This is a genomic window from Sorangiineae bacterium MSr11367 (assembly GCA_037157805.1).
Taxonomy (GTDB): Bacteria; Myxococcota_A; Polyangia; order Polyangiales; family Polyangiaceae; genus Pendulispora; species Pendulispora rubella.
In genome coordinates, this window is sequence record CP089983.1 from 3,666,454 (window position 1) to 3,691,023 (window position 24,570).

Genomic DNA, 24,570 nt, shown 5'->3' on the forward strand with positions numbered 1-24,570 from the left:
ACGCACATCCGTTCATTGAACGGCAAACCGGCGAGCGGTTACTCCGGTGTGCCTTGCGAGGCGCGCGTCGTGGCCGCAGATCCGGCGGTGATCATGGCCCAACTCGAGATAGACCTCTTCTCCGACATCGTCTGCCCTTGGTGCTTCATCGGCTCGCATCGCCTCGACCAAGTGCTCGCCTCGGAAGGCGACGTGGTGGTGAATTACCGCACGTTCATGCTCGACCCCACCGTTCCGCCGGAAGGGGAGAGCATCCGCGACCGCCTGCGCCGCAAGTACGGGGTCGAACCCGAGCGGGCCTTTGCAACCGTCACGGCGGCCGCGCGCGAAAGCGGCTTGGATCTCGATCCGTCGAAGCAGCCGAAGATTTACCGCACGGAGTCCGCCCACACCTTGCTTCGCCATGCGGCGGCCAAGGGAACGCAGCGCGCCTTGGCGCGTGCGCTGTTCGAGGCGCACTTCGTCGAGGTGAAGAACATCAGCGACATCGACACCTTGGCCGGCATCGCCACCCGCCACGGGTTCGACGCGGACGAAGCCGTGCGCCTCCTTCGCGATCCCGAGGAGCGCACGCTCACGCACGAAGAGGCCCGCCACGCCAGCGAGGGCGGCATCAACGGTGTCCCGTTCTTCGTCTTCGACGGAAAGCTCGCCGTCTCGGGCGCCCAACCCGCGGACGTCCTGCGTGCGGCCATCGCGCGAGCGCGCGAAGCACAAAAGGCAAACGGCGCCGAAGGCCCATGAGCCTTCGCCGCCGCTTGGCGAACTCTTTCTAGGAAACGACGATCAGAACTCGCCCTTGGCGTCGTTGGCAGCGCCTTTGACGGCCTTGCCGAGCTTCTTGTAGGCGCCAGCGACGATGAGGAGAATGGCGACGAGGAGCAAGCCGTATTCGATCGCGGTTGCACCCTTCTCGTCCTTGACCAGCTTCATGATGTCTTTGTTCATAGGAATTCTCCTGGTTATCGTCGTTTTTTAGGGGGGTACTGCGTCGTTGCGTGCTTCGGAAGACACCTAGTACACGCTCCGTGCCAGGCCCTCGTGCTCGAGATTCTCGAGAAAAATGACCCCGAGGGCCTCCAAACGTGGACCGGCGTCCGTTCATTGGGGGGTAATCGACGATCCAAAATGGGCCTATCGTCGCTGCCGATGCGCCATTTCACGTCCCCTCGCAGGTTGTTCACCCTCCTCGCTTCGCTCTCGTCACTGGCTTCTCTGGCCTTCGCCCCCGGATGCGGCGGCGCAGCCCCGGCCCCCTCGGCACCGCACGCGGCATCGACCACGGCGCAGGACGACGTGGCGCGAGCTCCGGAGGTGGCGGCCGCCGCGCCGGTCGATCCGTCGGCACTGCCCAAGCAGCGCGCCATCGTCCTGCGGGCCGCGCGTCTCTTCGATGGAAAGGCCGACCGGGTCGTCGAAGGCGGCGTTGCCCTGCTCGTCGAAAATGGGCTGATCACGCAGGTGGGAAAGACGGTCACCCCACCGGGTGACGCCGAGCAGATCGATCTCGGCGACAGCACCTTGCTGCCAGGCTTCATCGACGCGCACACGCACGTCACCTTCGAAGCGAGCGACAACTTTTACCGCGACTCGTACCAGTTTCTGCATCGCTTTCCCGCCGAGCAAGCGTTTTACGGTGCGGCGTCGGCGAAGAAGCTTCTCGAGGCGGGCTTCACCACCATCCGCGATCTCGGCTCCGAAGAGCTTCTCGACGTCGGGCTTCGCAATGCCATCGAAGCGGGACTCGTTCCAGGCCCGCGCATGCTCGTCGCGGTGCATCCCATCGGTGCGACGGGTGGGCACGCGGACCAAGATCCGTATCCGCCCGCGCGCATGAAAGAGCCCGGCGTGTACGAGGGCATTTGCAACGGCCCCGAATCGTGCCGTGCCGCCGTGCGCGAGCAGGTGAAATACGGGGCCGATCTCATCAAGGTGATGGCCTCGGGCGGCGTCTTGTCGCTCGCCGACGCCGTCGATACGCCGCAACTCACGTTGGAGGAGCTGCGCGCCATCGTCGAGGAAGCGCATCGCCTCGGCAAGAAGGTCGCCGCGCACTGCCATGGCGACAGTGCGGCGAAGCTCGCGGTCACCGCGGGGGTCGACTCCATCGAGCATGCGTCGTTCTTGAAGCCGCCGACCCTTGCGCTGATGAAGTCCAAGGGGACCGTCCTCGTGCCCACCTTTCTCGCGGGCGCGTACACCGGCGGCAAGTTGGACAAGTTCCCGCCGCCGATTCAGGCCAAGGCGAAGGCCGCTTTTGCAGCGCATGAGCAGATGTTCAAAGATGCCATGCGCGCCGGCGTCACCGTGGCCTTCGGCACCGACTCGGGCGTCTCGCCGCACGGCATCAATGCGCAGGAGTTCGCCCTCATGACGGGGGGCGGCATGACCCCGGCGGCCGCACTTCGCGCCGCCACGTCGGCGGGTGCGACGCTACTCGGTATTGCCGCGCAAACGGGGACCCTCGAAAAGGGGAAGCTCGCGGACGTCGTGGCGGTGCCGGGCAATCCGCTCAAGGACATCCGGCAGACCGAGCACGTTGCGTTCGTGATGCGCGCGGGCAAAATCTACAAGCGATCCGAACGGGGAATGTAAGACGCGGCAGGCTACTTAACTCGACACGGGGGGTTCACCCACAATACTTGAACGCATGTTAACTTTACAGAACGGCCGTCGTGCGCGGGATGTGCTCGCGCTGGGCGCGCTCACCTTCGTCTTGGGCATCGCGGCCGTTGCGTGCGACGAGTTTTTGAAACCGCGTCGCTACAACGGGCCAACGGGCAATCCTTTTCCCGATGGCGGCGTCAGCGACGCGGGCGACGGTGGCCCGTACGATCCGTTCGCGTGCGTGGCCTGCCTGCAGCCCATGTGCACCGTGCAGCAGACCTACTGCAACCAGAGCGATACCTGCGTGACGCTTCAGCAGCTCGTGAACGGCAACTGCAACGACTTCGATCTGGTCTGTTCGCAGGCGTACATCAACCAGGCCGCGGGCGATCCCGCCGGCCAGCAGCTCTACATCAATTTGGCGAACTGCGAGCGCAACTACGCGTGCTCGTCGTGCCGCGACGAGTGCCAGCCACCCGCCTCGTACTGCCGTTGAACATGGTACGTTCGGACGATGTCGATCGACAGCAACCTTCTGTCGCGCGCCCGTAGCGCCGCGAAGGTCGTTTCGGAGCTCGCCCCACGCATCGAGGCTGCGCGTCGCCTCCCGCCCGACGCGGTGGAGGCGCTCGCCCGAACCGGCGTTTTCAAGTGGCTCGTTCCCAAGGCGTACGGCGGATCTATGCGACGAACCCGCTGCAGCGCTACTTCCGCGACGTGCACGTCATCACGCAGCACGTGATGGTGAGCGGCACGAGCACGACCATCGCCGGCCGCATCCTCCTCGGTGTCGAGACCGATACGTCGACGCTTTAGTTCATTTGCGACGTTTGCTGATCGCGCTTTCGATGGCGAGAAGCGTCTTTTCCGCTTCGGCAAGGTCACAACCCAATGCTCGAGCGAGCGACGCCGTGTCGGCGGCCTTGGCTGTTGCTATGAGCTCGACGGTGCGGATCGCGGCGTCCCCCAGGCGCTCGATGGCGCGCCCGGCGTCGATGGCTCGATTGCGGGAACTTCGAAGTTGGAGGATGCGATCCGAAACGCGATCGAAGGTCGTCGCGCGGAGCTCTTCTTTTGGCTTGCGCGCTGTGTTCGCGAGCCGTTTGCGCGCCGCCACTTCCGCGGCGCTCTCCGGGACGAGCTCGCACACCACTTCGCTGTACAGACGGGCGGGGACTTCACCGAGCGATATCCATGCACCGTCTCGGGTAAACGAGAGGGTTTCGGTCTCCGATGGCTGGGGATGCTCGTACGACTCCCAGCTCGCGGCGATGGTGGGCGCGTGTTCCCAACGCGCTTTGAGCCCGAAAAAGGGGTACTCCTTCTCGGATTCGGATGCCGCGCGGTCCCATCCCTCTTCCTCGAAGATGGGCTTCCAGCCCTTTTTCCAGAAGGGTTTGGCGGAGCGGCCACCGCGTACGGGGAGCGTGACGGAAGTGCTCCCTTTCTCGGCCACGCGATGCACGGCCCGCGCGAGTTGCAGAATCGGTTGGAGAGCGCCGCCGTCCACGAGGAGTATCCACAGCGCACCCCGTTCGGCATCCGTGAGATCGGCGGGATGCACGACCGTGAGCGCAGCGCTTTCCTCGAGCTCCTTGGGCACGCCCGCCGGGGTCATGATGGTCGACGCCGTCACCATCGCGAGCGTACCGTCCGCCGCCCGCACCACCAACGCGCCGCCTGCCAGGTCGCCGCGAATGGCCTCGAGCGTCATCGGGCGACCCTCGAGCATGGCCGCCTCGAGTCCGCCGTCGCAAACGTCCCTGCGCTCGTCGCCCAATGCGGCCCGTGGCTCTTGTTTCGAACGAGTTCCCATGTTCACCCGCGCTAAAGTCGATAGGCGCCGATGATATCCGAGTAATCGTCGGTCCAAACGCGCATGCCCTCCTTGGCGTGGACCGCCTGATATCCGCGCTGCACGAGCGGCTCGAGCGTGTCGGCGCTTTCGGACATCACCAGCCACGTGGAGGGCTGGAGCCCGTCGTCGAGCAGCTCTTTGCTCGGCGACAGAAGGCTCTTGCCCACCAAGTGCAGGGCGCGGTCGCCTGCAATGCTGGCCATCACCGGGCCGAGTCGGAGAAACCGATTCGAAATGTGGAACGCGAGAAGGCCATGGGGCTCGAGCTTGCGCTTGTACAAGTCGATGGCTTCGCGCGTGAGCAGATGAACGGGCACCGCATCGGAGCTGAACGCATCGAGCACGATGAGCGAGTACGATGCATCGCGAGCCTCCTCGATGCGAAGCCGCGCATCGCCCACTTCGACGCGCAGCCCGCGCTCGTGGGGAAACGCGTCGGACAGGTACGTGAAGAGGCTCGGCGTCTGTGCCACCCGCACGACGGCGGGGTTGATCTCGTAGAAGGTCCACGTCTGATCCGCCTTGGCGTACGCCGCCATGGTTCCTGCGCCGAGGCCAACGACGCCGACGGAATGGAGCCGGTCGCCGTAGGCTTGGAACACGTCCCCGAGAGGGCCGCGTCGATGGTAGTAGGCGAGGGGATCGCGCCGGCGTTCGGGGGCCGTGTATTGGATGCCGTGGATGATGTTGCCGCTCGAGAACACGTGGAAACCTTTGTTCTCGGCCACGCGGATCACACCGAAGAAGTTGCGGTCGATGTACAGAAGCCCAGACATCGATCCGGTGTGCAGCCCCGTCGCGAGCAGGATGGCCCCGATGCCCAAGGCGAAGCGCGGGACGCGGGCGCGCGAGGCGTAATTGAGGACGAACGGAATGGCCACCGCGAGGACGTAGAGCGGCGAGTCGGTGAGGTCGCGCTTTTCTCCGAAGTAGAGGACGGCGAAGAGGAGCGCCCCGACGCCGAGGGGGATGGCGCCATCGAGCAGCCGCGCGCGCGAGGTCGTTTCCGCGAGCTTGGAACCGACGCGGCAGAGGCCCGCGAGCACCAGCGCGATGGGGAACTCCAGGGAGCGGGAGAAGAACGTCGGCGCGATGACCCCGTTGAGAAGCCCGCCGAGGGCACCGCCGATGGAGAGCCAGAGGAAGAAATCCGTCAGCTCGCTGGCATCCGGCCGCATGCGGACGAGCCGCACATGGCAGAAGAGCGCGACGAAGAAGAAGGTTGCAAGATGCACCAAAATGGTCGACCACGCCCCGCCGAGAACGCTGGCCGCCACCGACAGCGTGAGGCCGATGACGATGGCCCGATCGAGAATGGCGTCGCTGAAGAGCTGCCGCTTCGCGAAGACGAGGATGAACGTCACCAAATAGAGCAACAGCGGCAGCACCCAAAAGAGCGGAATCGGCGCCACGTCCGTGGTGATGAACGTGGTGACCCCCATCATGTACGTGGAGGGCACGAAGGCGAGGGCCGCCCACGTGATCCGCGAGCGCCAGCGAACGCGCTGGCGGCGCTCCGACGGCGTTTCGTCGGGCCGTGGCGTCGAGGTTGCGGGCTCCACGTCGCCGGGCCGGCGCGGCATCAACAGCGGCAGGGCCGACATGGCCACCAACACGACGAAGGCGAAATACCCATTATGCCAAACGGCGAATTGCCGTTTCAATCCGATGAACGGCTCGATGAGAAAGGGATACGCGGCCAGTGCCACCACGCTCCCCGCGTTGCTGGCCGCGTAGAGCACGTAGGGATCGCGTGCGCCGGCCTTGGAGGGATCCGACGGCGGTAGTGCGGCGAACCAGCCTTGCAGGAGCGGGCCGCTCATCGACAGAATGGCGAACGCCGGGCCCACCGTGCGCGCGAGCAAGAGGAGCACCGAGAACGTCGGGTTCGTGGTGTCGTTCCAGCTGCGCACCTGCTCCGAGTCGACCACCGCCGGCAACGCGAGGAGCGGCAGGCCCACCAAGACGAGCTGGACGAGCGCCTGCCTGCGGGCACCGAGCCAACCGAGAGATGTGTGTACATACATGTACCCGGCGAGCAGCAGCGCCTGGAAGAAGAGCATGCACGAGATCCACACCGCCGGCGTCCCGCCGAGCAGCGGCGTGATCGACTTGGCGACCATCGGTTCGATGGAGAAGAGCAGAAACGCGCTGGCAAACAGAGCGAGCGCGAAGCGGAGCCCGCGTTTCGAGTGCCGAGGGTCCATGCCCGCGCCTTAGCCAGGGGCATGCCGTCACCGCGGGCGCATCGAATTCCCACTGTCAAAATCCGTTGCTCCGGCATCCATTGGCCGCGTTCGATTCACGCTTCGTGATTTCTCGGATGCGTATCGACAACCGGGCGTTCGGCGTGTCGCTACGCACGCACGACGGCGTTCGCGCCGCGCAACGACCGCGCGGACTGCGCATGAACCGCGCGTGCGCCATGGTGGATCGACATGGTCTCTGCGGCTATGTGCGCGGGCCCCGCGCGTTCTCTACAAGCCGGAGCCGGGAAGCTTCTTCGTGCTCGGGCTGGGCGAGCCGCTCCCACCCGAAGGACGCGGCGTATCGCGATGGCGGTGCGACCGGTCTTCCGCCGCCTTCGCGCTCTCCGCAGGCGAGGCGGCACCCGCAGATGCGGAGGCCGCGGCCGGCGCTCCCGCGTCGAGGGCGCCCACGTTCTCGGTGGCGCTCGTCGTTTTGGCCGGTTCCGGCGCCGCCGACGCGGGCGCACCCAGGGCTGACGGTGACGGGGCCGTCGCGGTGATCGTCTCGGGGGCCGACTTCGGGCCGCGTGCGGAGAGCTGGTAAATGCCGCCGATGGCCAGGACCGCGCCAATCGCCGACCCGGCCACGACGATCCAGATGACCGGCCCGAGCCCGCGCTTGGCGGGCGGCGGCGCCGCCGGCGCGGTCGCGTACGATGGATTCACCGGCATGGCCGAGTGGGCCAGGCTGCCTTGCGGCTGCAGATGCGGCTGCGGCAAGGTGAGCGTTCTCGGGTGCCCGGGATCCGAAGGCGCATCGACGGAGCTCATGATCGCCGTGCCGCTCCGCTCCACGTCCGGCGCACCCGGCGGCGCGTACGTCCCCGTGGGCGCGTTGCGATCGACGGAGCCGCCACTTGCAGGATGCGGGGACAGCGGCCCTCGGAAGCTCGCCGCGGGCACGGGCGTGGGCCCGCCGATGGTCATGGGCGCGGCCAAGGCATTCTCGTGCGTCTCGCCCGCAGCCGGCGGGAAAGGACCGCTACCGGACCCGTCTCCCTCGTCGAACTCGGTCGCCGCATCGGCCAGCGCGGCGAAGCCAGGGCGCGCGGGCGATGGCCCCGAAGAACCGGCATCCGGAACGGATCCCGAACCCGAATACCCTGGCGGCTGCGGATAATCGCCCGTGCCGTGGCCCGACGCACGCACACCGCTGCCCCCTTCGGAGCTGCCCCCCTCCGACCAGCGAAGAGGCTGCGGGGAAGGCTGCATGGCCGGTGCCGCGGCCCCGGGCCCCGCCCCTGCTTGCGGAGCCGACGGATAGGGCGGTGCACCTCCCACGAGGGGCGCACCCGCCGGCGGCGGACTCGCACCGCCGCTTGCGGGCCTCGCGAACGACGCGCCGCTGATGCCCAACCCGCGCTGCTGCGCACCGGGATCCGTCGAAAGATGGAACGGATCGTTCACCGTCTCGACTTGCGAAAGCGACGCCATCTCCAGCGCGCCCTGCTGCGACTTGCGGAACCGATTCAACTCGGCGGCGAAGGTGAACGCGTCATGCTGCCGATCCGCCGGATCCTTGGCCAGCGCGCGGCGCACGATGTCCTCGAGCTGCCGCGGCACGCGAACGTGCCGCGAGATGGGCGGCGCGATCGTGTTCAAGTGGGCGTGCGCAATTTCCGAGGTGGACGACAGATCGTCGAAGGGCCCGTAGCCCGTGATGATCTCGTAGAGGCAAAGGCCCGCGGCATAAATGTCGGTCTGCGCCGTGATGGGGCGGCCCGAGAGCTGCTCGGGCGCGGCGTAACGCAGGGTGCCGATGAAGCGATTGTGCCCGGTCTGCGTGTGCGTCTCGGGATCGGCCTCGGTCATGATGCCGAAGTCGAGCAGCTTGGTGACCGTGGTGCCGTCCGCGTCGCGGTGGAGGAAGATGTTCTCCGGCTTCACGTCGCGGTGGATGATGCGGTTTTCGTGCGCGTGGTACAGCGCGTTGAGAAGGTCGATGCTGAGGCGGCACGCCGTGTCGACGTTGAGGCGCGTCTTGTTGTCGAGCACCGTGCGGAGCGTGTGCCCGTTGAGCTTTTCCATCACCAGGTAGGTGAGGCGCAGCGAGTCCGCGGTGACGTCCGCCGTGATGACCTGGACGATGTTGCGGTGCTCGAGCCGTGCGAGGGCGCGCGCCTCCCGGCGCATGCGCTCGGCCAAATCCGCCCGGGAGGACAGCGACGCGTGCAGGGTCTTGAGCACGTACCGCTTCTCGATGTTGGTGTCCTCGACCTCGTAAACGGTGCCCATTCCGCCCGCGCCGAGGCGGCGAATGACCTTGTACTTGGTTCCAGGAATGAGAATCCCGCTGGGGTATTCGAAGTTATCGGTCATCCGTGCGCCTGCTCTGCTCCACCACCGTCCCCTGACTCCTATTCGGCCTCTGCTTCGTTTTCTTTCGCTTCGTTCGCCTACTCGACAGAGCGCTGCGGGCAAAAAGCCGAAAAGGAGTCGGTTCTCCTTGAGTCTTCCTTTTCTATCAGCTCTCGGGGCGTTCCGGCCACGCGTGCTTCGGATATTTCCGAGAAAGCTCCTTGCGGATCGAGGGGTAATGCCGCTCCCAGAAGCCCTTGAGGTCGCTTGTCACCTGTACGGCGCGCTGGTTCGGCGCGAGGAGATGGACGACGAGGGGGACCTTTCCGCCACCCACGCGCGGCGTCTCGCTCATGCCGAAGAAGTCTTGAAGGCGCGAGGCGATGTGCGGGGCTTTCTCGGCCTCGTACCGAATTTTGACGCTCCTTCCGGCGGCCAGGGTGATGCGCTCGGGGGCCAGCGTGAAGATGCGCGCCGTGGGGCCAGGCCCGAGGTGTGTCTGGATGGCATCCACGAACGATGTCTCCCGCAGCTCGGCAAAACTGCGTCGCCCCATGCATTGCGCGAGGAGCACGTCGCGCAAGAACGCATCGTCCACCAAGGGGATCGAGGCATCCACGGTGTGCGCGAAACGCGCACGCGCCACCCACGCATCGAGCGCGCCCTCCGCCGCGAATCGCGACAGGCCTGTCATACCGTCGGCAAGGACGGCTTCGGCGAGCAGCTCAGCCGCCTTTGTGTCGTCCGGCCGATTGGCCGGTGATTCGTCGAGCACAAGGCCTTCGTAGCTCATCGCGCTCACCGACTCGACCCGCTCCGAGGCGCGCACGAAGGTGGTGCGTGTGCTTTCGACGATGCGATCGGCGAAGAACTCGATGAGCCAATCCGGCTCGATGGCGCTGGCGATGCGCACTGACTTTTCGTCCCCGTCGACCGCCACGAGCCACGGGGCATCGCGCACGACGCTCGCCTCGGAGAGCTCCGCGCGGCCTCCCCCGGCCATGGCGAGCGTCCTTCCGCGAACACGCCGTGCCACGCGATCGGGATAGCCGGCGAGCACGCACTTCAGCAAATCGGTGTCCGAGCCGGCGTCGCTCCTCTTCGTGCGTCCCATGCGCCGCAGTTGCTTTTGCGCGCGGTCCACGGCGAACGTGGCCCCAGGATCCAGGCCGATGGCGCGCACGATGTTCGGCGCGAAGCGCGTCTCCTGCGCCTCCCGAAAAAGGTCGCGCATCTGCAAGAGATCCGAGTCTTCCGTCGCGACGTCGTGGGCGCTGGGACCGCGATCGAAACGGGCGCGCCCGGAGGTGCGCACATCGCGCTCGCCCAAGAGCGCGGCGAGCACCGTGGCATCGTCGAAGACGCCGCGCTCTTCGGCCTCGACCAGTAGGCGCGCCGTTCGGGGATGAAGGGGAAAGCGCAGCATGCGATGCCCGATGGGGGTCACCTCGCCCTGCGCATCGAGCGCCCCCAGGCGCGTGAGCAGCTCTTCGGCCGAGGCCAACGCCACCGGCGGGGGCGCATCGAGCCACGTCAGCTCGCGATCGACCTTTCGCGCGCGCAGTTCGAGCAGGAGCTCCGTCAGATCGAGGCGTGCAATCTCGGGCGGTTGATGCTCGGGGCGGCGCTCGAAGTCCATCTTCGTGTACAGGCGCACGCACACGCCGGGCCGCGTTCGTCCGGCACGCCCCGCGCGCTGCGTGGCCGAGGCGCGGCTCACCTTTTCCACGCGCAAGCGCGGGAGCCCCGACCACGGATCGTGGCCCATCACGCGTGCCAAGCCGCTGTCGATGACCGCCACCACGCCGTCGATGGTCACCGACGATTCGGCCACGTTGGTCGCGAGGATCACCTTGGGCCGATCCGCAGGGCGAATCGCCCGGTCTTGCTCCGCCGGCGCGAGATCTCCATGCAGCGGCAGCACGAGCAGCCCGCGTTCGGCGGCCGCCTTTTCCAGGGCCTCCTGCGCCCGCCGTATTTCCCGCGCACCGGGCAGAAACACCAGGGCGTCGCCATCCATCGGGAGGGCGCGAATGGCGGATGCCACCTGCAGTTCCAGCGGCCGCTCGTCGGCGCCGGCGGCGTGTTCGATGCGCACCTCGAAGCGCTTTCCCTCCGAGCGAAGCGAGCGGCAGCCGAGAAACCGCGCCGCGGGCTCCGCATCCAGGGTGGCCGACATGAGCACCAGGCGCAGATCCGGCCGCGAGGTTCTCTGCAGGTGCCGCAGGTAGGCGAGGGCCACGTCGCCATGGAGGTGCCGCTCGTGAAACTCGTCCAGCACCACGGCGCCCACGCCGGCAAGCTCGGGATCGCGGATGAAACGGCGCGTGAGGATGGCCTCCGTGACGAAACGAAGCCGCGTTTTCGGCCCGGTCACGTCCTCGAACCGCACCTGGTAGCCCACGGTTTCGCCCGCCGTCTCACCGAGCTCCTCGGCCACGCGCCGCGCCGCGAGCCGCGCCGCCAACCGGCGCGGTTCCAGCACGATGATCTCCCCGCGCGACGCGCCAGATGGCTGCTCGAGAAGGGCTCGCGGAACGCGCGTGGTCTTGCCAGCGCCGGGGGGAGCCTCGAGAACGAGGCTCGGTTCCTCGTCGAGGGTGCGCACGATCTCGGGCAAAAGTGGGTCGATGGGAAGCGAATGCACGGGGGAGCGTTTGTGTATAGTGTGCTCGAGGATGCGACAAAAGCAGAATGTCCCGCTCGCGGGGCATACCACCCTGCGCCTGGGAGGACCGGCGGCGCGTCTGTTGGAAATCGAAAGCGTGGACGAGCTCGTGGCCACCGTGCGCGACCTCGATGCGCGTGGCGAGCCGGTGCTCGTGCTCGGCGGCGGTAGCAACCTGGTGGTCGCCGACGAGGGATTCGCCGGCACCGTACTCAAGTTGGCCTTCGATGCCATCGCCATTTCGTCCGGCGAGGTGATCGTCGATGCGGGCGCCGATTGGGATCGCCTGGTTGCGCGCGCGATCGACGAAGGATGGCGCGGGGTCGAGTGCCTCTCGGGGATCCCGGGTTCCGTGGGGGCCACCCCCATGCAGAACGTGGGCGCCTACGGGCAGGAGGTGAGCCAGACCATCTCGCGCGTGCGCGTGCTCGATCGCAGCACCGGCGCGGTGTCGTGGATCGCCAGCCAAGACTGCGCCTTCGCCTACCGAAGCAGCCGTTTTCGCGGGCAGTCGCGCTACATCGTCGTGCAGGTCGCCTTCGCCTTTCCGCACGATAGCCAAAATAGGCTGGGGAGCCCGATCCGCTACGCGGAGCTTTCGCGTGCCTTGGGCATCGCCGAAGGGGAGCGCGCCCCTCTCCGCGAGGTGCGTGACGTCGTGCTTCGCCTGCGCGGTGCGAAGGGCATGCTTCTCGACCCGAGCGATCCCGAAAGCGTGAGCGCCGGTTCCTTTTTCGTGAACCCCATCGTCGATGCCGCCGCCGTCGCGCGCATCGAACGAACCGCGGGCGCCGCCGTCCCGCGCTTCCCCATGCCCGACGGCTCGGTGAAGGTGCCCGCCGCATGGCTCATCGAGCGGGCAGGCTTCGCCAAGGGCTACGGCCGTGGTGGTGTGAGCATCTCGCGCAAGCACGCCCTTGCGCTCGTCCACCGCGGAAATGGCAGCACGCGCGAGCTCCTCGCCCTTGCCCGCGAGGTTCGCGACACCGTCCAATCGCGCTTTGGGGTCGAGCTTTCGGCCGAGCCAATCATGGTCGGCTGCGCGCTATGACCTGTCAGATGTGTTAGACAGCCACACCATGCGTCGTTGGGCACTTTCTTTGGCCTTTTGCTGCGCGGTTGGTGGCTGCAAGTGCAGCCGTGACCGGCCCTATACGCCCTACGCCATCGACGAGGCGGGTACCACGGCAGCACCGCCGGCCGACGATGGCGGTGGTGCGGCCAGCACGGCGGAAACCGCGGATGCGGGCGTGACCTTCGCCGAGCAACCCGGGATCGTGGCGCCGCCGAACACGTCGCAGTGGGAACTGGAGGGGCTCGTCCTCACCGCGCCCCCCGAGATGATCTTCGTCACGGCGCTCACGCGGGATTTCGACGGCGACGGCACCAAGGATGCCGTGGCCGTGGTGCGTGGGGCCACGGCGCCCGAGAAGGCCCAGGTGGTGCTCTATCAAGGCGCGGCGGGCAAGCCGCCCACAGCCGCTCCGGTGGGCGGGGTGCTGGCCTTGGGCAATGCGCCGTGCGAGGGCGCGCCCAAGCCCGACAAGGACAAAGACAAGAGCGACGGCGCGAAGCGGCTTTCGCTCATCGGTCCGCACTCGGTGGTCATCGAGCTGTCGAACCGGTGCTCGCCGCGGTGGTTCGGCATCGTGTCGCTGGCGGCGCCGGCGCGTGTGCTCTTCTCGACGACGATCGCCGATCCGCCGAGCGCGCCCACGCTCAGCGTCGAGGCCGACGGCTCGGACCGCGATCACGACGGCGTCGATGATGTGACCTTGCGCGTGACCCTCGAGGGCGGTGCGCCGCCGTTCGAGCCTGGCCCGAAGGTCAGTGCCGTGCTGCGCTGGTTCGATCGACCCGCGGGCATGAGCCGCGATCCCGCGGAGCCCGACGCGTCGCTTCGCGTGCTCGCGGGCAGTGCGGCCACGCGGGCTGCTCGTGCCAAGGATGCACCCGGCGTTCCCATTTTCGTGCGGCAGCTGCGCGCGCTCTATGGATCCATCTGCAGCGAGGGCGGTTCGCCGCGCATGAGCGGCGTCTCCTGCGGAACGAGCCGCGCGCTCGAGGAGGGCGGCCTCGCCGAGGTGCGCGCCTACGCGGTCATGGGCGATGCGCTGCGGGCCATCTCCGCGCTGGATCGCGCCCAGCGTGCCCCGGCGACGCACACGCCCGCGCGCACCAACGATGCGCAAGCATGGATCACGCAGGCGGCGACGCCCGCGACCAACGCGAACCTTCGCGTCGTGGCGGCCGTCCCGCAGATCGAGCGCTCGAAGAGCCCGGGCTGGGGCGCCTTGGCCTTCGAACCGAGTGGCAAGCTCCTGGTCCGCACCCTCGCGGGCGTGGTTCGCGTCGATCCGGTGCAGGGCGACGAGGCCGAGGCCGGCGACGTGCGCACCTGGAGTTCGCGCGTGGTCTCGCCCGACGGCACGTACCGCTTCATCGAAGCGTACAGCGCGTGCGATGGCGTGGCCCTTCACGCGACGCTCGCACCCACGGCGGATGCCGATTTTCACGATATCGCGCTGCCGGTGGCACCCCCGCTCAGCGCGCGGTGCGCGGCGGGGAAGGGGGAACCTGCGCCGGTGATCCCCATCGCGTGGGGCGCGGCGGGGCTCGAGGCCATCGTCGCGGGCGAACCGATCCTCGTCGCCGCCGACTACGCGCGCGCCAGTGCGCTCTCGGTTCCCCTCGATCAACAGGGCCCGCCGGGTTCACCGCGTTCGCCGAACGGGAAAACGCTGGCCGTGCCCACGCCGCAAGGCATCGTCGTGCGTGCGGCGGGCAAGACGCGCCTGTTCCGCGCCAAAGAGCTCGAGGGCGGCTACGGCGAGCTTCGCGATTGCACCGTCAGCGACGACGGCGCCCGCGTCGCATGCGTGCGCGGTGGCCGCGCCTTCGTCGGTGTGTGGGACGCCCCGGCGCCCTCGCCGTGAAAGCGTGGTTTCCCGCCATCGCGATGATGCTGGTGTCCCTCATCAGCTACATCGACCGCAACACGCTGGCGATCCTCTCGCCGACCATCCTGCGCGAGACGCACCTCAGCGTGGAACAGTACGGGCAGATCATCTCCGCGTTCTCGTTCGCGTACATGATTGGCAACCCGTTCTGGGGTCGGGTTCTCGACCACGTGGGCGTGCGGCTTGGTATGGCCGCCGCCGTGGCTCTCTGGACCGCCGCCTCCACCTCGCACGCGATCGCCGCCAGCCTGTTCGCGTTCGGCGCGGCCCGTGCGGTGCTCGGATTCGGCGAGGGTGCCACGTTTCCCGGCGGATTGCGCACCGTCGCGCAAACCTTGCCCGAGCGCTCGCGCGGGCGTGGCATCGCCGTCGCGTACAGCGGTGGCTCGCTCGGTGCCGTGCTCACGCCCATCCTGATCACACCCGTGGCACTGGCCCTCGGCTGGCGCGCGGCCTTTCTCTGCACCGGTGCCATCGGCGTGGCATGGCTCGTTCTCTGGGGCTTCGTGAGCCGTGCCGAAAGCGTGCGCGCGCGCCCGCCGGCGGCTGCGACCGAGCGCCCACGCCTGCGCGATCCGCGGCTCTGGGGCTTCGTCGCGTCGTATGGATTCGGCGGCGTTCCGCTTGGATTCGTCACCTACGCGGCGCCCATCTACTTGAACCGCGCCCTCGGATACGACCAAGCCGCGTTGGGCAGCGTGCTCTGGATCCCGCCGCTCGGCTGGGAGATCGGTTACTTCTTCTGGGGCCACTACATCGATCGCGGCGGCGCCCGCACGCGTGAACGGCTCGTGCCGCTCATGGCGCTGCTCGGGGTGCTCAGCCTCCCTCTTGCGGCGATGCCGCTCTTCAAGAGCGCGGCCATCGTTCTCGCCGGCCTCTTTTTCGCCATGTTCGTCGCCGCCGGCTTCGTCGTCAGCTCGCTCGCCTACGGCACGGGGACCTTCACCACGGGCCACGCCGGCTACATCGCCGGCCTCGGTGCGGGCGGATGGTCCGCGCTCATCGCGGTCATCATGCCGCAGCTCGGCCGGCTCTTCGATCGCGGTGCCTATGGCACAGCGTTCGTCGTCGCCGCCGTGGCGCCGCCCATCGGGGCGATCCTCTGGTGGGCCCTCACCCGTCTCGCCCGTCTCACCAGTATCGCAACGCGTCCCGATACATCCCCTCCAAGTCCGTGAGCGAGATCTCCCGCGGTGCGTTTTTCAGCAGCCGGTGCTGCGGAAACGCACCCTTGGCCAGCGCCCCGATGTCGGCCTCCGCGTAACCGATCGCCGAGAGCCCGTTGGGGATGCTCGTCGCCTTCATGAGCCCGAGGATCGCGTCCGCGAGCAGCTTGCCCGCTTCTTCTTCCGACGCGGGATTCGCATCGTTCGCGTTCGCGGCACCGAGCAACGCCGCGGCCTCGTGGTGCCGCTCGGGACAGGCGCGCGCGGTGAATCGGAACACGGCGGGGGAGTTCAACACCACCGACATGCCGTGGGGCACCAGCGGCTTCTCCGGGTAGCCGTCCGAGCGAAAGCTCTTCACCAACCCCGATACCGAGTACGACATGCCGTGCGGCGCATGGCAGCCGGCATTGCCAAAGCCGATGCCCGCCAGCGTTGCGGCGAACATCATCCGCTCGCGCGCCTCGTGGTCGTTCGCATCGTTCACCGCCCGCACGATGTACTTGCCCGTGAGCCGCATCGCTTCCGCGCACGCGACGTCGCTGTAAGGATTCGCCCCCTGCGAGGCGGGCCGCTGGCGCGGTTTCTCCGGCTTCGCGCGCCGGGTGTACGGCAGTGCCGTGTACGACTCCACCGCGTGCGAAAGCACGTCGAACCCGCTGCATGCGACCACCATGGCCGGCAACGTCGATGCCACGTCCGGATCGACCAAGCCCAAGGTGGGGCGGATCCGCCGGGAGACGATGCCCGTCTTTGCGTGCATCGCCGAATAATCGAAGATGGCAATCGGTGTGCACTCCGAGCCGGTGCCCGAGGTGGTGGGGCATGCGATGAGCGGCTTCAAAGGCCCGGGCACCGGCTTTCCGCGCCCGATGGGCGGGTTCACGTATTCGAGCAGGTCGGCGGGGTAGGTCGCATACAGGTTTGCGGCCTTCGCGGTGTCGATGACCGAGCCGCCACCCACCGCGACGTAGCCATCGAAATTGCCATCGGCCGCGGCCTTGGCTGCTGCCAGGAACGACGTGTCCGTCGGCTCGATGGCCACCTCGTCGTAGACGACCACGTCGATGCCGGCCTGCTGCAAGGCTTCGCGCACCACGGCCACGTGCTTCGTCTTGGCGACGCCGCGGTCCGTGAGCAGCATGACCCGTGTCATACCGAGCACCTGCGCATCGTCACCGATTTCGCGCAGAACACCGGGCCCGTACTTCACCGCGTTGGCATCCACGGCGAAGGCCGTGTCACCCGTCAGCGTCGGCTCGTAATAGTGACCGCATCCCATGCTGGCCTCCTCGTTCGAAGTTCGATGTGCGAAGCTCGCGCGGGACTCTACAACGAATCGAGCTTCTCTTTGCCCAGGCCCGGTACCCAGGGCAAAAGCTCGTACTGCGCCACGCCTTCGAGGACGTACGGATCGCCATCGCGGACTTGGTCCAAGGTGGCCTGCACGGCATCGTCGGGCACCCGCAAAAGAAGGGCACCGCCCGAACGCGGATCGAGGGGACCCGACGCGAGCAAAATGCCCTTTTCTTGCAGCCCCTTGAGATAGGCGCGGTGCCGGTCGACGACTTGCTGAATGCGTTCGAGGGGTTGGCGATAGCGAATGATGGCGATGGCGTACATGCGAACGCTTATAGGGCGTTCCGCTTCAATTGGTGACCTGCAAGGTCCCCTTCATCGTCTGATAATGGCCAGGGTAGGTACAGATGAACGGGTACATGCCGGGGGCTGGTGCGGTGAAGGTCACTTCCACGGTGCTGCCGGGGGCGGAGAGGGGCGTGTGCGCGAGGATGTTGCCGTCGTTCGCCCGGACGTAGCCCGCGGCCTGGCCTGCTTCCATACCGGCGGTGGCGACCGCGGCTTCGGTCCCTGGCTTCACCAGGACCCAGTTGTGGGTCATCGCGGGGGTGGTGCCGTTGTTCTTGAGCACGAGGTGCACTTGGGTGCCGGTCTTGACCGAGAAGCCCTGGAGGTCGAACGCCATCGTGTCACCGACCGAGGCGATGTTCTGTTCGTGCGTGCTCTTGCCACAGGCGCTGGCCGTCAAGGCGAACACGATGCCTGCGAGAGAAAGGATAGCTTTCATGGCGTTCATCATGGAGACCCCGCGCAGGCCAGGGTCAAGGTCTTTTCTACTTCTGCTTCACGCTGCAGAGAATTTGTCCGCTGGTGCGGCCACCTGATATGCGGCAGCGAATGCTCTTGCCGGGCCGATTGCGCACCACCACGTTGGGCGATCTTCTGGGCACGATCTACCGCGCCCAGGCGAGCGGCACGCTCGAGCTCACGGAAGACCGCGGGCGGAGCCATCGGATCCACTTCACCGAGGGGCGCGTGATCGCCGTCGAGATCGATGGCGCGGCCGTTCCGGGCATCGGACTGCGCCAAAAGCTGGTGCAGCGATTGAACATGCTCGAGGCCATCGCCGACGCCCAGGTTCGCTTTCGTGTGGCGCTGCGTGCGCCGGCGACCAAACTGAACGATCCGCTCGACCCGGCGGACTTCCTGCGCGGCCGCCGCCGTGCGCGTGACGGCTCGAAGACGCCGCCGCCCGCGTCGACGAAACAGGTTCGACCGGTATCGACCGAGCGCCAGTCCGCACTGCACCTGCTCGGACTCTCGCAATACGCCGACGCGTTGAGCATCAAGCAGGCGTACCGCCGCCTGGTCCGCACGTATCATCCGGATCTGCACCCCCAGGCCAGCGACTCCGAGCGCCGCTCGCTTGCACAGCGCTTTGCCGCGATCACGCAGGCCTACCAGCGGCTCGTGGCCTGAGCACTGGCGGCGCTCTCCGAGGCGTCGACGATGCGGCCGCCCCCGGCATGGGACGGGCCACGGTATGATCCGGCGCATGAAGCGAGACGAACCGACGGCGGCCCCCGCCGTCGCGCCCCGCCGGCCCAACCCGCGCGCCCCAGCGTCCGATCTGTTGCGCCTGCTGACCAAGGTGGCGCGCCTTTACCACGAGCGCGGCATGCGTCAGCCGCAGATCGCCGCGCAGCTGCACATCTCGCAGCCGCGCGTCTCGCGGTTGCTGAAGCAGGCGGCCGACATCGGCATCGTGCGCACGGTGGTGGTCCCGCCCGGCGGCGTCTACACCGATCTCGAGGACGCCATCGAGCATCGCTACGGCATCGACGACGTGGTCGTGGTCGAGACCGACGGCGACGAGGACGACGATGTCATTGCCGCCCTGGGCGGCGCCGCGGCCGTGTACCTGGAGACGACCTTGACGGGCGGCGACCGCGTGGGCCTTTCGCCGTGGGGCGCGACCTTGCTCGCCACCGTCGAGGCCATGCGTCCGCGCCCGCTGCAGGTGGCCGAGTCGGTGGTGCAGATCCTCGGCGGCGTGGGCAATGCCAAGGCGCAGGTGCAGGCCACTCGGCTCACCGGGCGCCTCGCCGAGCTGACCTCGGCGGTGCCCGCGTTTCTTCCCGCGCCCGGCCTAATGGCCACCAACGCTGCGCGGGCCGCGCTGGCCTCCGACGAGATGGTCGCCGAGGTGATGAGCGCATGGCAGCGGCTCACCATGGTGCTCGTTGGCGTGGGAAGCCTGGAGCCTTCGCCCCTGGCGCGTGACCGCGGCAACGCCATTGCCGGTGCGGAGCAAGAGGCTTTGCGCAGCCTTCACGCGGTGGGCGACATCTGCTTTCGCTTCTTCGACGAGAACGGCGTGGCGGTGAAGTCGCCGCTCGACGAACGCATCCTCGGCATCTCCGCCGAGCAGCTGCGCCGCATCCCGCGCCGCGTCGGCGTGGCCGGTGGGCGCCGCAAATACGCCGCCATCCGCGCGGCGCTTCGCGGGGGATGGCTCAGCGTCCTCATTACCGACAACGGCGTGGCGCGTCGCCTCGTCGAAGAACCCGTACAGGGCGTGCGCGCCTAGAGACCACTCTCCTCAGTGCATCAAATTGAGCTGCGCGAGTTGCAGGCGGCCCTCGGGCGCGAAGTGGGAGTCCGGGAAACGGCGTAGCAACGCGCGCCACGTGTTTTTCGCGTCGTTCCACGCCTGAATGTCCATTTGGCAGAAGGCCAGTTGGTGCAAGGCGTCATCCTGGATCTCTTTGTCGGGCGCGTTTTCCGACAGGTGCGTCAGCATCGGAATCGCATCGCGCTGCCGGCCCAAGTGGCGGTACGCGTCGGCGAGCCCGAGCTGCACGCTCGACGAGATGGAGGAGTCCTCCTTGTACTTGAGCGACTCCTCGAACAGGGTCGCCGCCTCCTGCCAGCGCTGCACACGGGCCTTGTCCACGGCCTGTTGGAACTGCAGCAGCGCCAGCTCGTTTTTCGCCTTTTCCACCGCATCGGTGAACGCGGCGGTCTCCGCCTTGGAGAGAGGCTCTTTCTTGATGGCCTCCCACTGCTCGACCACCTCGGCGCGCTTTCCCTGGCGAATCAGCTCGAAAAACTGCGCCGCCTTCACCTCGGCGCGGGCGCGATCCTCGTCGCGCTTCAAAATCTCGCGCGCTTCCTTGCGCAGTCGCTCGTTGTCGGCCGCCTTTTGCTCGATTTCCACCTTGATCGCGTCCACCCGCGCATCCCAGGCGAATTTCAGCGCCCCGAGCACCACGACCACGAACACCACGTACGCCGTCGCACTGTTCAGGGTCAGGCGCCGCTCGTAGGTCTGTTGCCGCTTCGCAATGGACTTGATGTCCGCGCTGAGCGCGTTGGTCAGGTTGTTCGTCTTGATGACGAGCCCGCGCGATTCGATGATCTCGCGCTTAATCTCCCGCAGCTCCTCGTCGACCTCATGCATCTTTGGGTACCAGCGGGCGCATTTAGCACGCTTTTCTATGAAATTTGAGCACCAGGCGCCTTGCAGTGTGGCGCATTCGCGTGCTACCCCTCGGCCGTCTCCCAATGAGCACGACCACCGACATCCGCAAAGGTCTTCGCATCCAGATCGACGGCGTTCCCTATCACGTCGTCGACCACCAGTTCGTCAAGCCCGGCAAGGGCCAGGCGTTCACACGCTGTCGCGTGCGAAACCTGGTGAACGGCAACGTCATCGAGCGCACGTGGAAATCGGGCGAGTCGGTGGAGTTGGCCGACGTCGAAGAGCGCAAGATGACGTACTCCTGGGAGGAGTCCGACACCTTCGTCTTCATGGAAATCGCCACGGGCGACCAGATCCACGTGGAAAAAGACAAGGTGGGCGATGCCGCCCGCTTCCTCGGCGAGGGCCTGGAGGTGGAGGTCACCCTCTTCAACGGCAGCGCCATCGGTGTGGATCTCCCCGCCAACGTCATCATGCAGGTCGTCGAAAGCGAGCCTGGCATCAAGGGCGACACCGCCAGCGGCGCCACCAAGCCCGCCAAGCTCGTTACGGGCGCCACGGTGAACGTTCCGCTCTTCATCAAAGAAGGCGAGTGGATCAAGGTCGACACGTCGACCGGGCAGTACCTCGAGCGCGTCAACAAGTAGCGTCGGGGCACATCGCCTGAGGGCGCTTCGCCCAGCTGGCCTGGCCAAACGTCGCCGGGCGACGAACAATGTGAGCAATGCGGCATCCAGGGGGAGTGCGTTGCCTCGCATTTTTGGCGTCCTTTGCAGCATCCATCGCGCTCGGCACGTTGGCCGCGTCGTGCAGCGATTCGCCCTCACCCCCCGTGGTGGATGCGGCCGTCGATGCAAACCTCGATGCCGGCGATGGGGCTGCCGCGACGTTGGGGCTCCCGTGCGCCGTGGACAGCGTCCTGGCGCGCAACTGCCGCAGCTGCCATTCGAACCCGCCCCAGTTTGGCGCGCCCATGTCGCTGGTCAGCTGGGAGGATTTGCAGGCGACCTCGCCCGTGGATTCGAGCGCGAAGATTTACCAGCGCGTGGGCGTGCGCATCCACAATGACGACGACCCCATGCCCAAGCCGCCCAACCCGCGGCTGGGTATCGCGGACCTCGCCATTTTGGACGACTACATCGCCACGGGCGCGCCGCGTTCGGGCAATTCGTGCACGGCGGTGGGCGCCGACGGCGGGCCGGTGCCGCTCGATTGCACGCCCGATGTGCACATGCTCCCCAAGAGCCGTTGGACCATGCCCAAGGACCGGCCCGACGAATACGTCTGCTACGGCTTCGACATCGCGCAAGCGACGAAGCGTCACGGTATCGCCTTCGCGCCGAAGATCGACAACACGCGGCTGGTGCACCACGTGGTGCTCTTTCAATCGGACGAGCCCGTGGACGCCACGCCGCACGCGTGCAGCCCCGTCGGATCCATTGCGTGGCGTCTCGTCTTCGGGTGGGCGCCGGGCGGCCAGAACCTCCTCTTGCCCCCGGAGGCCGGCTTCCCGCTGGAGGGCACCAGCCACTACGTCGCGCAGATTCACTACAACAACGCCACGGGCCTGGAGGGCGAGAGCGACGGTTCCGGCTTCGACATGTGCACGACGTCCGACCTTCGCCGTTACGACGCCGACGTGATGGCCTTCGGCTCGCAGAATTTCGAGATTCCCAGGCAAAGCCGGCACGACGTCAATTGCACTTTTACGGTTCCGTCGTCGTTCCAAGAGGTGCACACGTTTTCCGTGATGCCGCACATGCACAAGCTCGGCAGGGCGCTGGTCAACACGCTTTATCCTGCAAACGAGCCGGGAAAACCGGTCGATATGGGCGCGCAATCGACGTTCGACTTCAACAACCAGGTGTGGATGCGCATTGACGCCACGCTACGGCCCGGTGACCTCGTCAAAACCCGTTGCGCTTGGACGAATACGACACAATATGACGTTTCCTTCGGACAAAACACCGAGGACGAGATGTGCTACGCCTTCACCATGTACTATCCGCGCATCGACAACTCGGGGTGGACCTGGGCACTCCCCGCCGCCGCCGCGCGGTGTGCGAAGGCGGAATGAGGCGAATTGACGCAAAGCAACGCGATTGGAGATCATAGAAATACGTGACGGAGATCTACGGTAACAAAACAGGTCTCTCGCCCGCGGCGGTGCGCACGTTGGAGCGTATCTACCGGCGGCGGGTTCCCATCGAACATCTGACCACGCCGGAGCTGGTTCGCTCGCTGGTCGACGCGTCCGTCGAGACGGGGCGCCAAGTTGGTGCGCTCGTGCATCGCTCGGGGCAGGTCGACTACGTCGTCGTGGGCGATGCGGGCAAGTTGATGCTGCCGGACATCGGGCGTCTGCGCGCCGCCGAGGGTCGCTTCCGCGGCCTGCGGTTGATCCACACGCACGTCCGCGGTGAGGCCCTCTCCCGCGACGACTTGGTGGACCTCGTGCGCCTGCGGCTCGACCTGGTGGCGGCCATTCAGATGGCGCCGGGTGGGGATCCACGTTCGATCACGTACGCGCACAACGTGCCGGGGAATCCACCGTACCGCGAAATCGGCCCGTTGCCGCTCTCGCGCGTGGACGTGCACGTCGGCCAATTGATGGCCGATCTCGAGCGCGAGTTTTCGGCCTTGTCGGGCACGCGCGCCGTCCGCGCCAAGGACGGGCGGGCCATCTTGGTGCACGTCTTCGACAAGAGCCGTTCGCCCGGCGGTGCCTCCGCGGCGGAGGTGTCCATGCGGGAGCTGCGCGAGCTGGCCTACACGGCCGGCGTCGAGGTGGTGGACACCATCGTGCAGGGCCGCGAGCACATCGATCCGAAGTTCGTCGTGGGGCGGGGAAAGCTCGACGACATCATTCTGCGGGCCGTGGAGCTCGAGGCGGACGTGCTCATTTTCGATCGCAATCTGACGCCGGCGCAGGCGTCGGCCATCGCCAAGACGAGCGATCTCAAGGTCATCGACCGCACGCAGATCATTTTGGACATCTTCGCGCAGCGCGCGGAAGGTCGTGACGGCAAGCTGCAAGTGGAGCTGGCCCAGCTCAAATACAGCCTGCAGCGCCTGGGGCAGAAGGACGACTCGCTGTCGCGCCTCACCGGCGGCATCGGCGGCCGTGGTCCCGGCGAAACGAAGCTCGAGATCGGGCGCCGCCGCGCCAAAGAGCGCGTCACCCACTTGGAGCACCAGCTCAAACAACTGGCCCGTCAGCGCGAGCAGCGCCGGCGAAAGCGCACGCGCGAGGGCATCCCCATCGTGGCCATCGTGGGCTACACCAACGCGGGCAAGAGCACCTTGCTCAACACGATGACCGGCGCCGACGTGCTGGCCGAGGACAAGTTGTTCGCGACGTTGGATACGCGTTCGCGCATCCTCAAGGTCGGGTGGGCCGGATACGGCGACCGAGAGGTCGTGCTCACCGACACGGTCGGGTTCATTCGCGATCTGCCGAAGGATCTCTTTGCCGCTTTCCGTGCCACCTTCGAGGAAGCGGCCGATGCGGACGTTCTCCTTCACGTGGTGGATGCGTCGGATCCAGACAAGGAAGGTCACATCCAGACCACCGAGAACCTTCTCGCCGAGCTCGACCTCGACGGCATTCCGCGCATCCTCGTCTACAACAAGGCGGACCTGCTGGAGCCCATCAATGCGAAGGCCATGCTTCGCGGGGCGCGTTCCCACGAGGAGGCCGAGGTGGTGATGGTGAGCGCGACGCAGCGCGAAACGACCCTGCCGCTCATCGAGTCCATCGCGCGCAAGCTGGAGGGTCGATGGGATGCCAGCGCCAAAGGTGGGTGGGCCAATGCGTCAGCCCCGGTGTCCGAGGAACTCGCGTCAGGTGAAAGCGTCGCGCCTGCAGAGGACGGCACGGAGCTCTTCGAATCGCATCAGGCGAGCCTGCACGAGATGCTCGCGGCTGCAGGAAAGCGCACGCGCCGCGTCAGCGTAAGCTCATGATTTCTGGCGGAG

General features: G+C 67.0%; 21 protein-coding genes. 12 read left to right on the top strand and 9 right to left on the bottom strand.

Features of this window, described 5'->3' with window-relative positions:
- Nucleotides 1-15 precede the first annotated feature (15 nt).
- A complete protein-coding gene (locus tag LVJ94_14695; protein ID WXB08481.1) occupies nt 16-744 on the top strand; it encodes a DsbA family oxidoreductase in 729 nt (242 codons plus the stop codon).
- Nucleotides 745-786: 42 nt separating this feature from the next.
- Here LVJ94_14695 and LVJ94_14700 read toward each other — a convergent pair whose 3' ends face one another.
- Nucleotides 787-948 (bottom strand): Flp family type IVb pilin, encoded by a 162-nt coding sequence (locus tag LVJ94_14700; GenBank protein ID WXB08482.1) that lies wholly within the window; start codon nt 946-948, stop codon nt 787-789.
- A gap of 180 nt (nt 949-1,128) precedes the next feature.
- Here LVJ94_14700 and LVJ94_14705 point away from each other — a divergent pair, with 180 nt between their 5' ends.
- From LVJ94_14705 to LVJ94_14715, 3 genes are all read left to right on the top strand, one after another.
- Complete coding sequence (locus tag LVJ94_14705) at nt 1,129-2,595, top strand: amidohydrolase family protein (protein WXB08483.1); 1,467 nt, start codon at nt 1,129-1,131, stop codon at nt 2,593-2,595.
- A 55-nt stretch (nt 2,596-2,650) separates the two neighbouring features.
- Nucleotides 2,651-3,103 carry a hypothetical protein gene (locus LVJ94_14710; GenBank protein ID WXB08484.1) on the top strand — a complete coding sequence of 151 codons (453 nt, stop codon included), beginning with the start codon at nt 2,651-2,653 and terminating at the stop codon, nt 3,101-3,103.
- A gap of 155 nt (nt 3,104-3,258) precedes the next feature.
- Entirely contained in the window at nt 3,259-3,423 is a 165-nt protein-coding gene (locus LVJ94_14715) for a hypothetical protein (GenBank protein WXB08485.1), read from the top strand.
- A 1-nt stretch (nt 3,424) separates the two neighbouring features.
- Here LVJ94_14715 and LVJ94_14720 read toward each other — a convergent pair whose 3' ends face one another.
- The 4 genes from LVJ94_14720 to hrpB all read right to left on the bottom strand — a co-directional run bounded on the left by LVJ94_14720 (nt 3,425) and on the right by hrpB (nt 11,659).
- Complete coding sequence (locus tag LVJ94_14720; GenBank protein WXB08486.1) at nt 3,425-4,423, bottom strand: DUF4132 domain-containing protein; 999 nt, start codon at nt 4,421-4,423, stop codon at nt 3,425-3,427.
- A gap of 11 nt (nt 4,424-4,434) precedes the next feature.
- Entirely contained in the window at nt 4,435-6,672 is a 2,238-nt protein-coding gene (locus LVJ94_14725; protein ID WXB08487.1) for a fused MFS/spermidine synthase, read from the bottom strand.
- 270 nt (nt 6,673-6,942) lie between these two features.
- Nucleotides 6,943-9,033 carry a protein kinase gene (locus LVJ94_14730; GenBank protein ID WXB08488.1) on the bottom strand — a complete coding sequence of 697 codons (2,091 nt, stop codon included), beginning with the start codon at nt 9,031-9,033 and terminating at the stop codon, nt 6,943-6,945.
- A 145-nt stretch (nt 9,034-9,178) separates the two neighbouring features.
- The gene (gene hrpB / locus LVJ94_14735; protein ID WXB08489.1) at nt 9,179-11,659 is read right to left on the bottom strand and encodes an ATP-dependent helicase HrpB; all 2,481 of its coding nucleotides are present in this window, start codon (nt 11,657-11,659) and stop codon (nt 9,179-9,181) included.
- 31 nt (nt 11,660-11,690) lie between these two features.
- Here hrpB and LVJ94_14740 point away from each other — a divergent pair, with 31 nt between their 5' ends.
- The 3 genes from LVJ94_14740 to LVJ94_14750 are packed head-to-tail and all read left to right on the top strand — an operon-like array spanning nt 11,691 to nt 15,821.
- Nucleotides 11,691-12,731: a UDP-N-acetylmuramate dehydrogenase gene (locus tag LVJ94_14740; GenBank protein WXB08490.1), complete on the top strand. Its 1,041-nt coding sequence runs from the start codon at nt 11,691-11,693 to the stop codon at nt 12,729-12,731.
- 28 nt (nt 12,732-12,759) lie between these two features.
- Entirely contained in the window at nt 12,760-14,616 is a 1,857-nt protein-coding gene (locus tag LVJ94_14745; protein ID WXB08491.1) for a hypothetical protein, read from the top strand.
- On the top strand, nt 14,613-15,821 hold the full coding sequence (locus LVJ94_14750; GenBank protein ID WXB08492.1) for an MFS transporter: 1,209 nt from the start codon (nt 14,613-14,615) through the stop codon (nt 15,819-15,821). Before LVJ94_14745 ends, LVJ94_14750 begins: the two co-directional genes overlap by 4 nt.
- Here the strand turns inward: LVJ94_14750 and LVJ94_14755 are convergent.
- The 3 genes from LVJ94_14755 to LVJ94_14765 are packed head-to-tail and all read right to left on the bottom strand — an operon-like array spanning nt 15,775 to nt 17,895.
- Nucleotides 15,775-17,091, bottom strand: a complete 1,317-nt coding sequence (locus LVJ94_14755; protein WXB08493.1) for an iron-containing alcohol dehydrogenase — start codon at nt 17,089-17,091, stop codon at nt 15,775-15,777. The genes LVJ94_14750 and LVJ94_14755 overlap by 47 nt on opposite strands.
- Before the next feature lie 47 nt (nt 17,092-17,138).
- Nucleotides 17,139-17,432, bottom strand: coding sequence for a YciI family protein (locus tag LVJ94_14760; protein WXB08494.1), 294 nt, complete (start codon nt 17,430-17,432; stop codon nt 17,139-17,141).
- 25 nt (nt 17,433-17,457) lie between these two features.
- Complete coding sequence (locus LVJ94_14765; protein ID WXB08495.1) at nt 17,458-17,895, bottom strand: plastocyanin/azurin family copper-binding protein; 438 nt, start codon at nt 17,893-17,895, stop codon at nt 17,458-17,460.
- A gap of 98 nt (nt 17,896-17,993) precedes the next feature.
- Here LVJ94_14765 and LVJ94_14770 point away from each other — a divergent pair, with 98 nt between their 5' ends.
- Complete coding sequence (locus tag LVJ94_14770) at nt 17,994-18,587, top strand: DnaJ domain-containing protein (GenBank protein ID WXB08496.1); 594 nt, start codon at nt 17,994-17,996, stop codon at nt 18,585-18,587.
- Between the two features lie 76 nt (nt 18,588-18,663).
- Complete coding sequence (locus LVJ94_14775) at nt 18,664-19,698, top strand: sugar-binding transcriptional regulator (GenBank protein ID WXB08497.1); 1,035 nt, start codon at nt 18,664-18,666, stop codon at nt 19,696-19,698.
- A gap of 12 nt (nt 19,699-19,710) precedes the next feature.
- On the opposite strand, the gene LVJ94_14780 is transcribed toward LVJ94_14775, so the two are convergent.
- Complete coding sequence (locus tag LVJ94_14780; protein WXB08498.1) at nt 19,711-20,571, bottom strand: tetratricopeptide repeat protein; 861 nt, start codon at nt 20,569-20,571, stop codon at nt 19,711-19,713.
- 104 nt (nt 20,572-20,675) lie between these two features.
- Here LVJ94_14780 and efp point away from each other — a divergent pair, with 104 nt between their 5' ends.
- From efp to hflX, 3 genes are all read left to right on the top strand, one after another.
- Nucleotides 20,676-21,239 (top strand): elongation factor P, encoded by a 564-nt coding sequence (gene efp, locus LVJ94_14785; protein WXB08499.1) that lies wholly within the window; start codon nt 20,676-20,678, stop codon nt 21,237-21,239.
- 95 nt (nt 21,240-21,334) lie between these two features.
- Nucleotides 21,335-22,669 carry a peptidylglycine alpha-amidating monooxygenase gene (locus LVJ94_14790; GenBank protein ID WXB08500.1) on the top strand — a complete coding sequence of 445 codons (1,335 nt, stop codon included), beginning with the start codon at nt 21,335-21,337 and terminating at the stop codon, nt 22,667-22,669.
- 44 nt (nt 22,670-22,713) lie between these two features.
- On the top strand, nt 22,714-24,558 hold the full coding sequence (hflX, locus tag LVJ94_14795) for a GTPase HflX (protein ID WXB08501.1): 1,845 nt from the start codon (nt 22,714-22,716) through the stop codon (nt 24,556-24,558).
- The last annotated feature ends 12 nt before the right edge of the window (nt 24,559-24,570 follow it).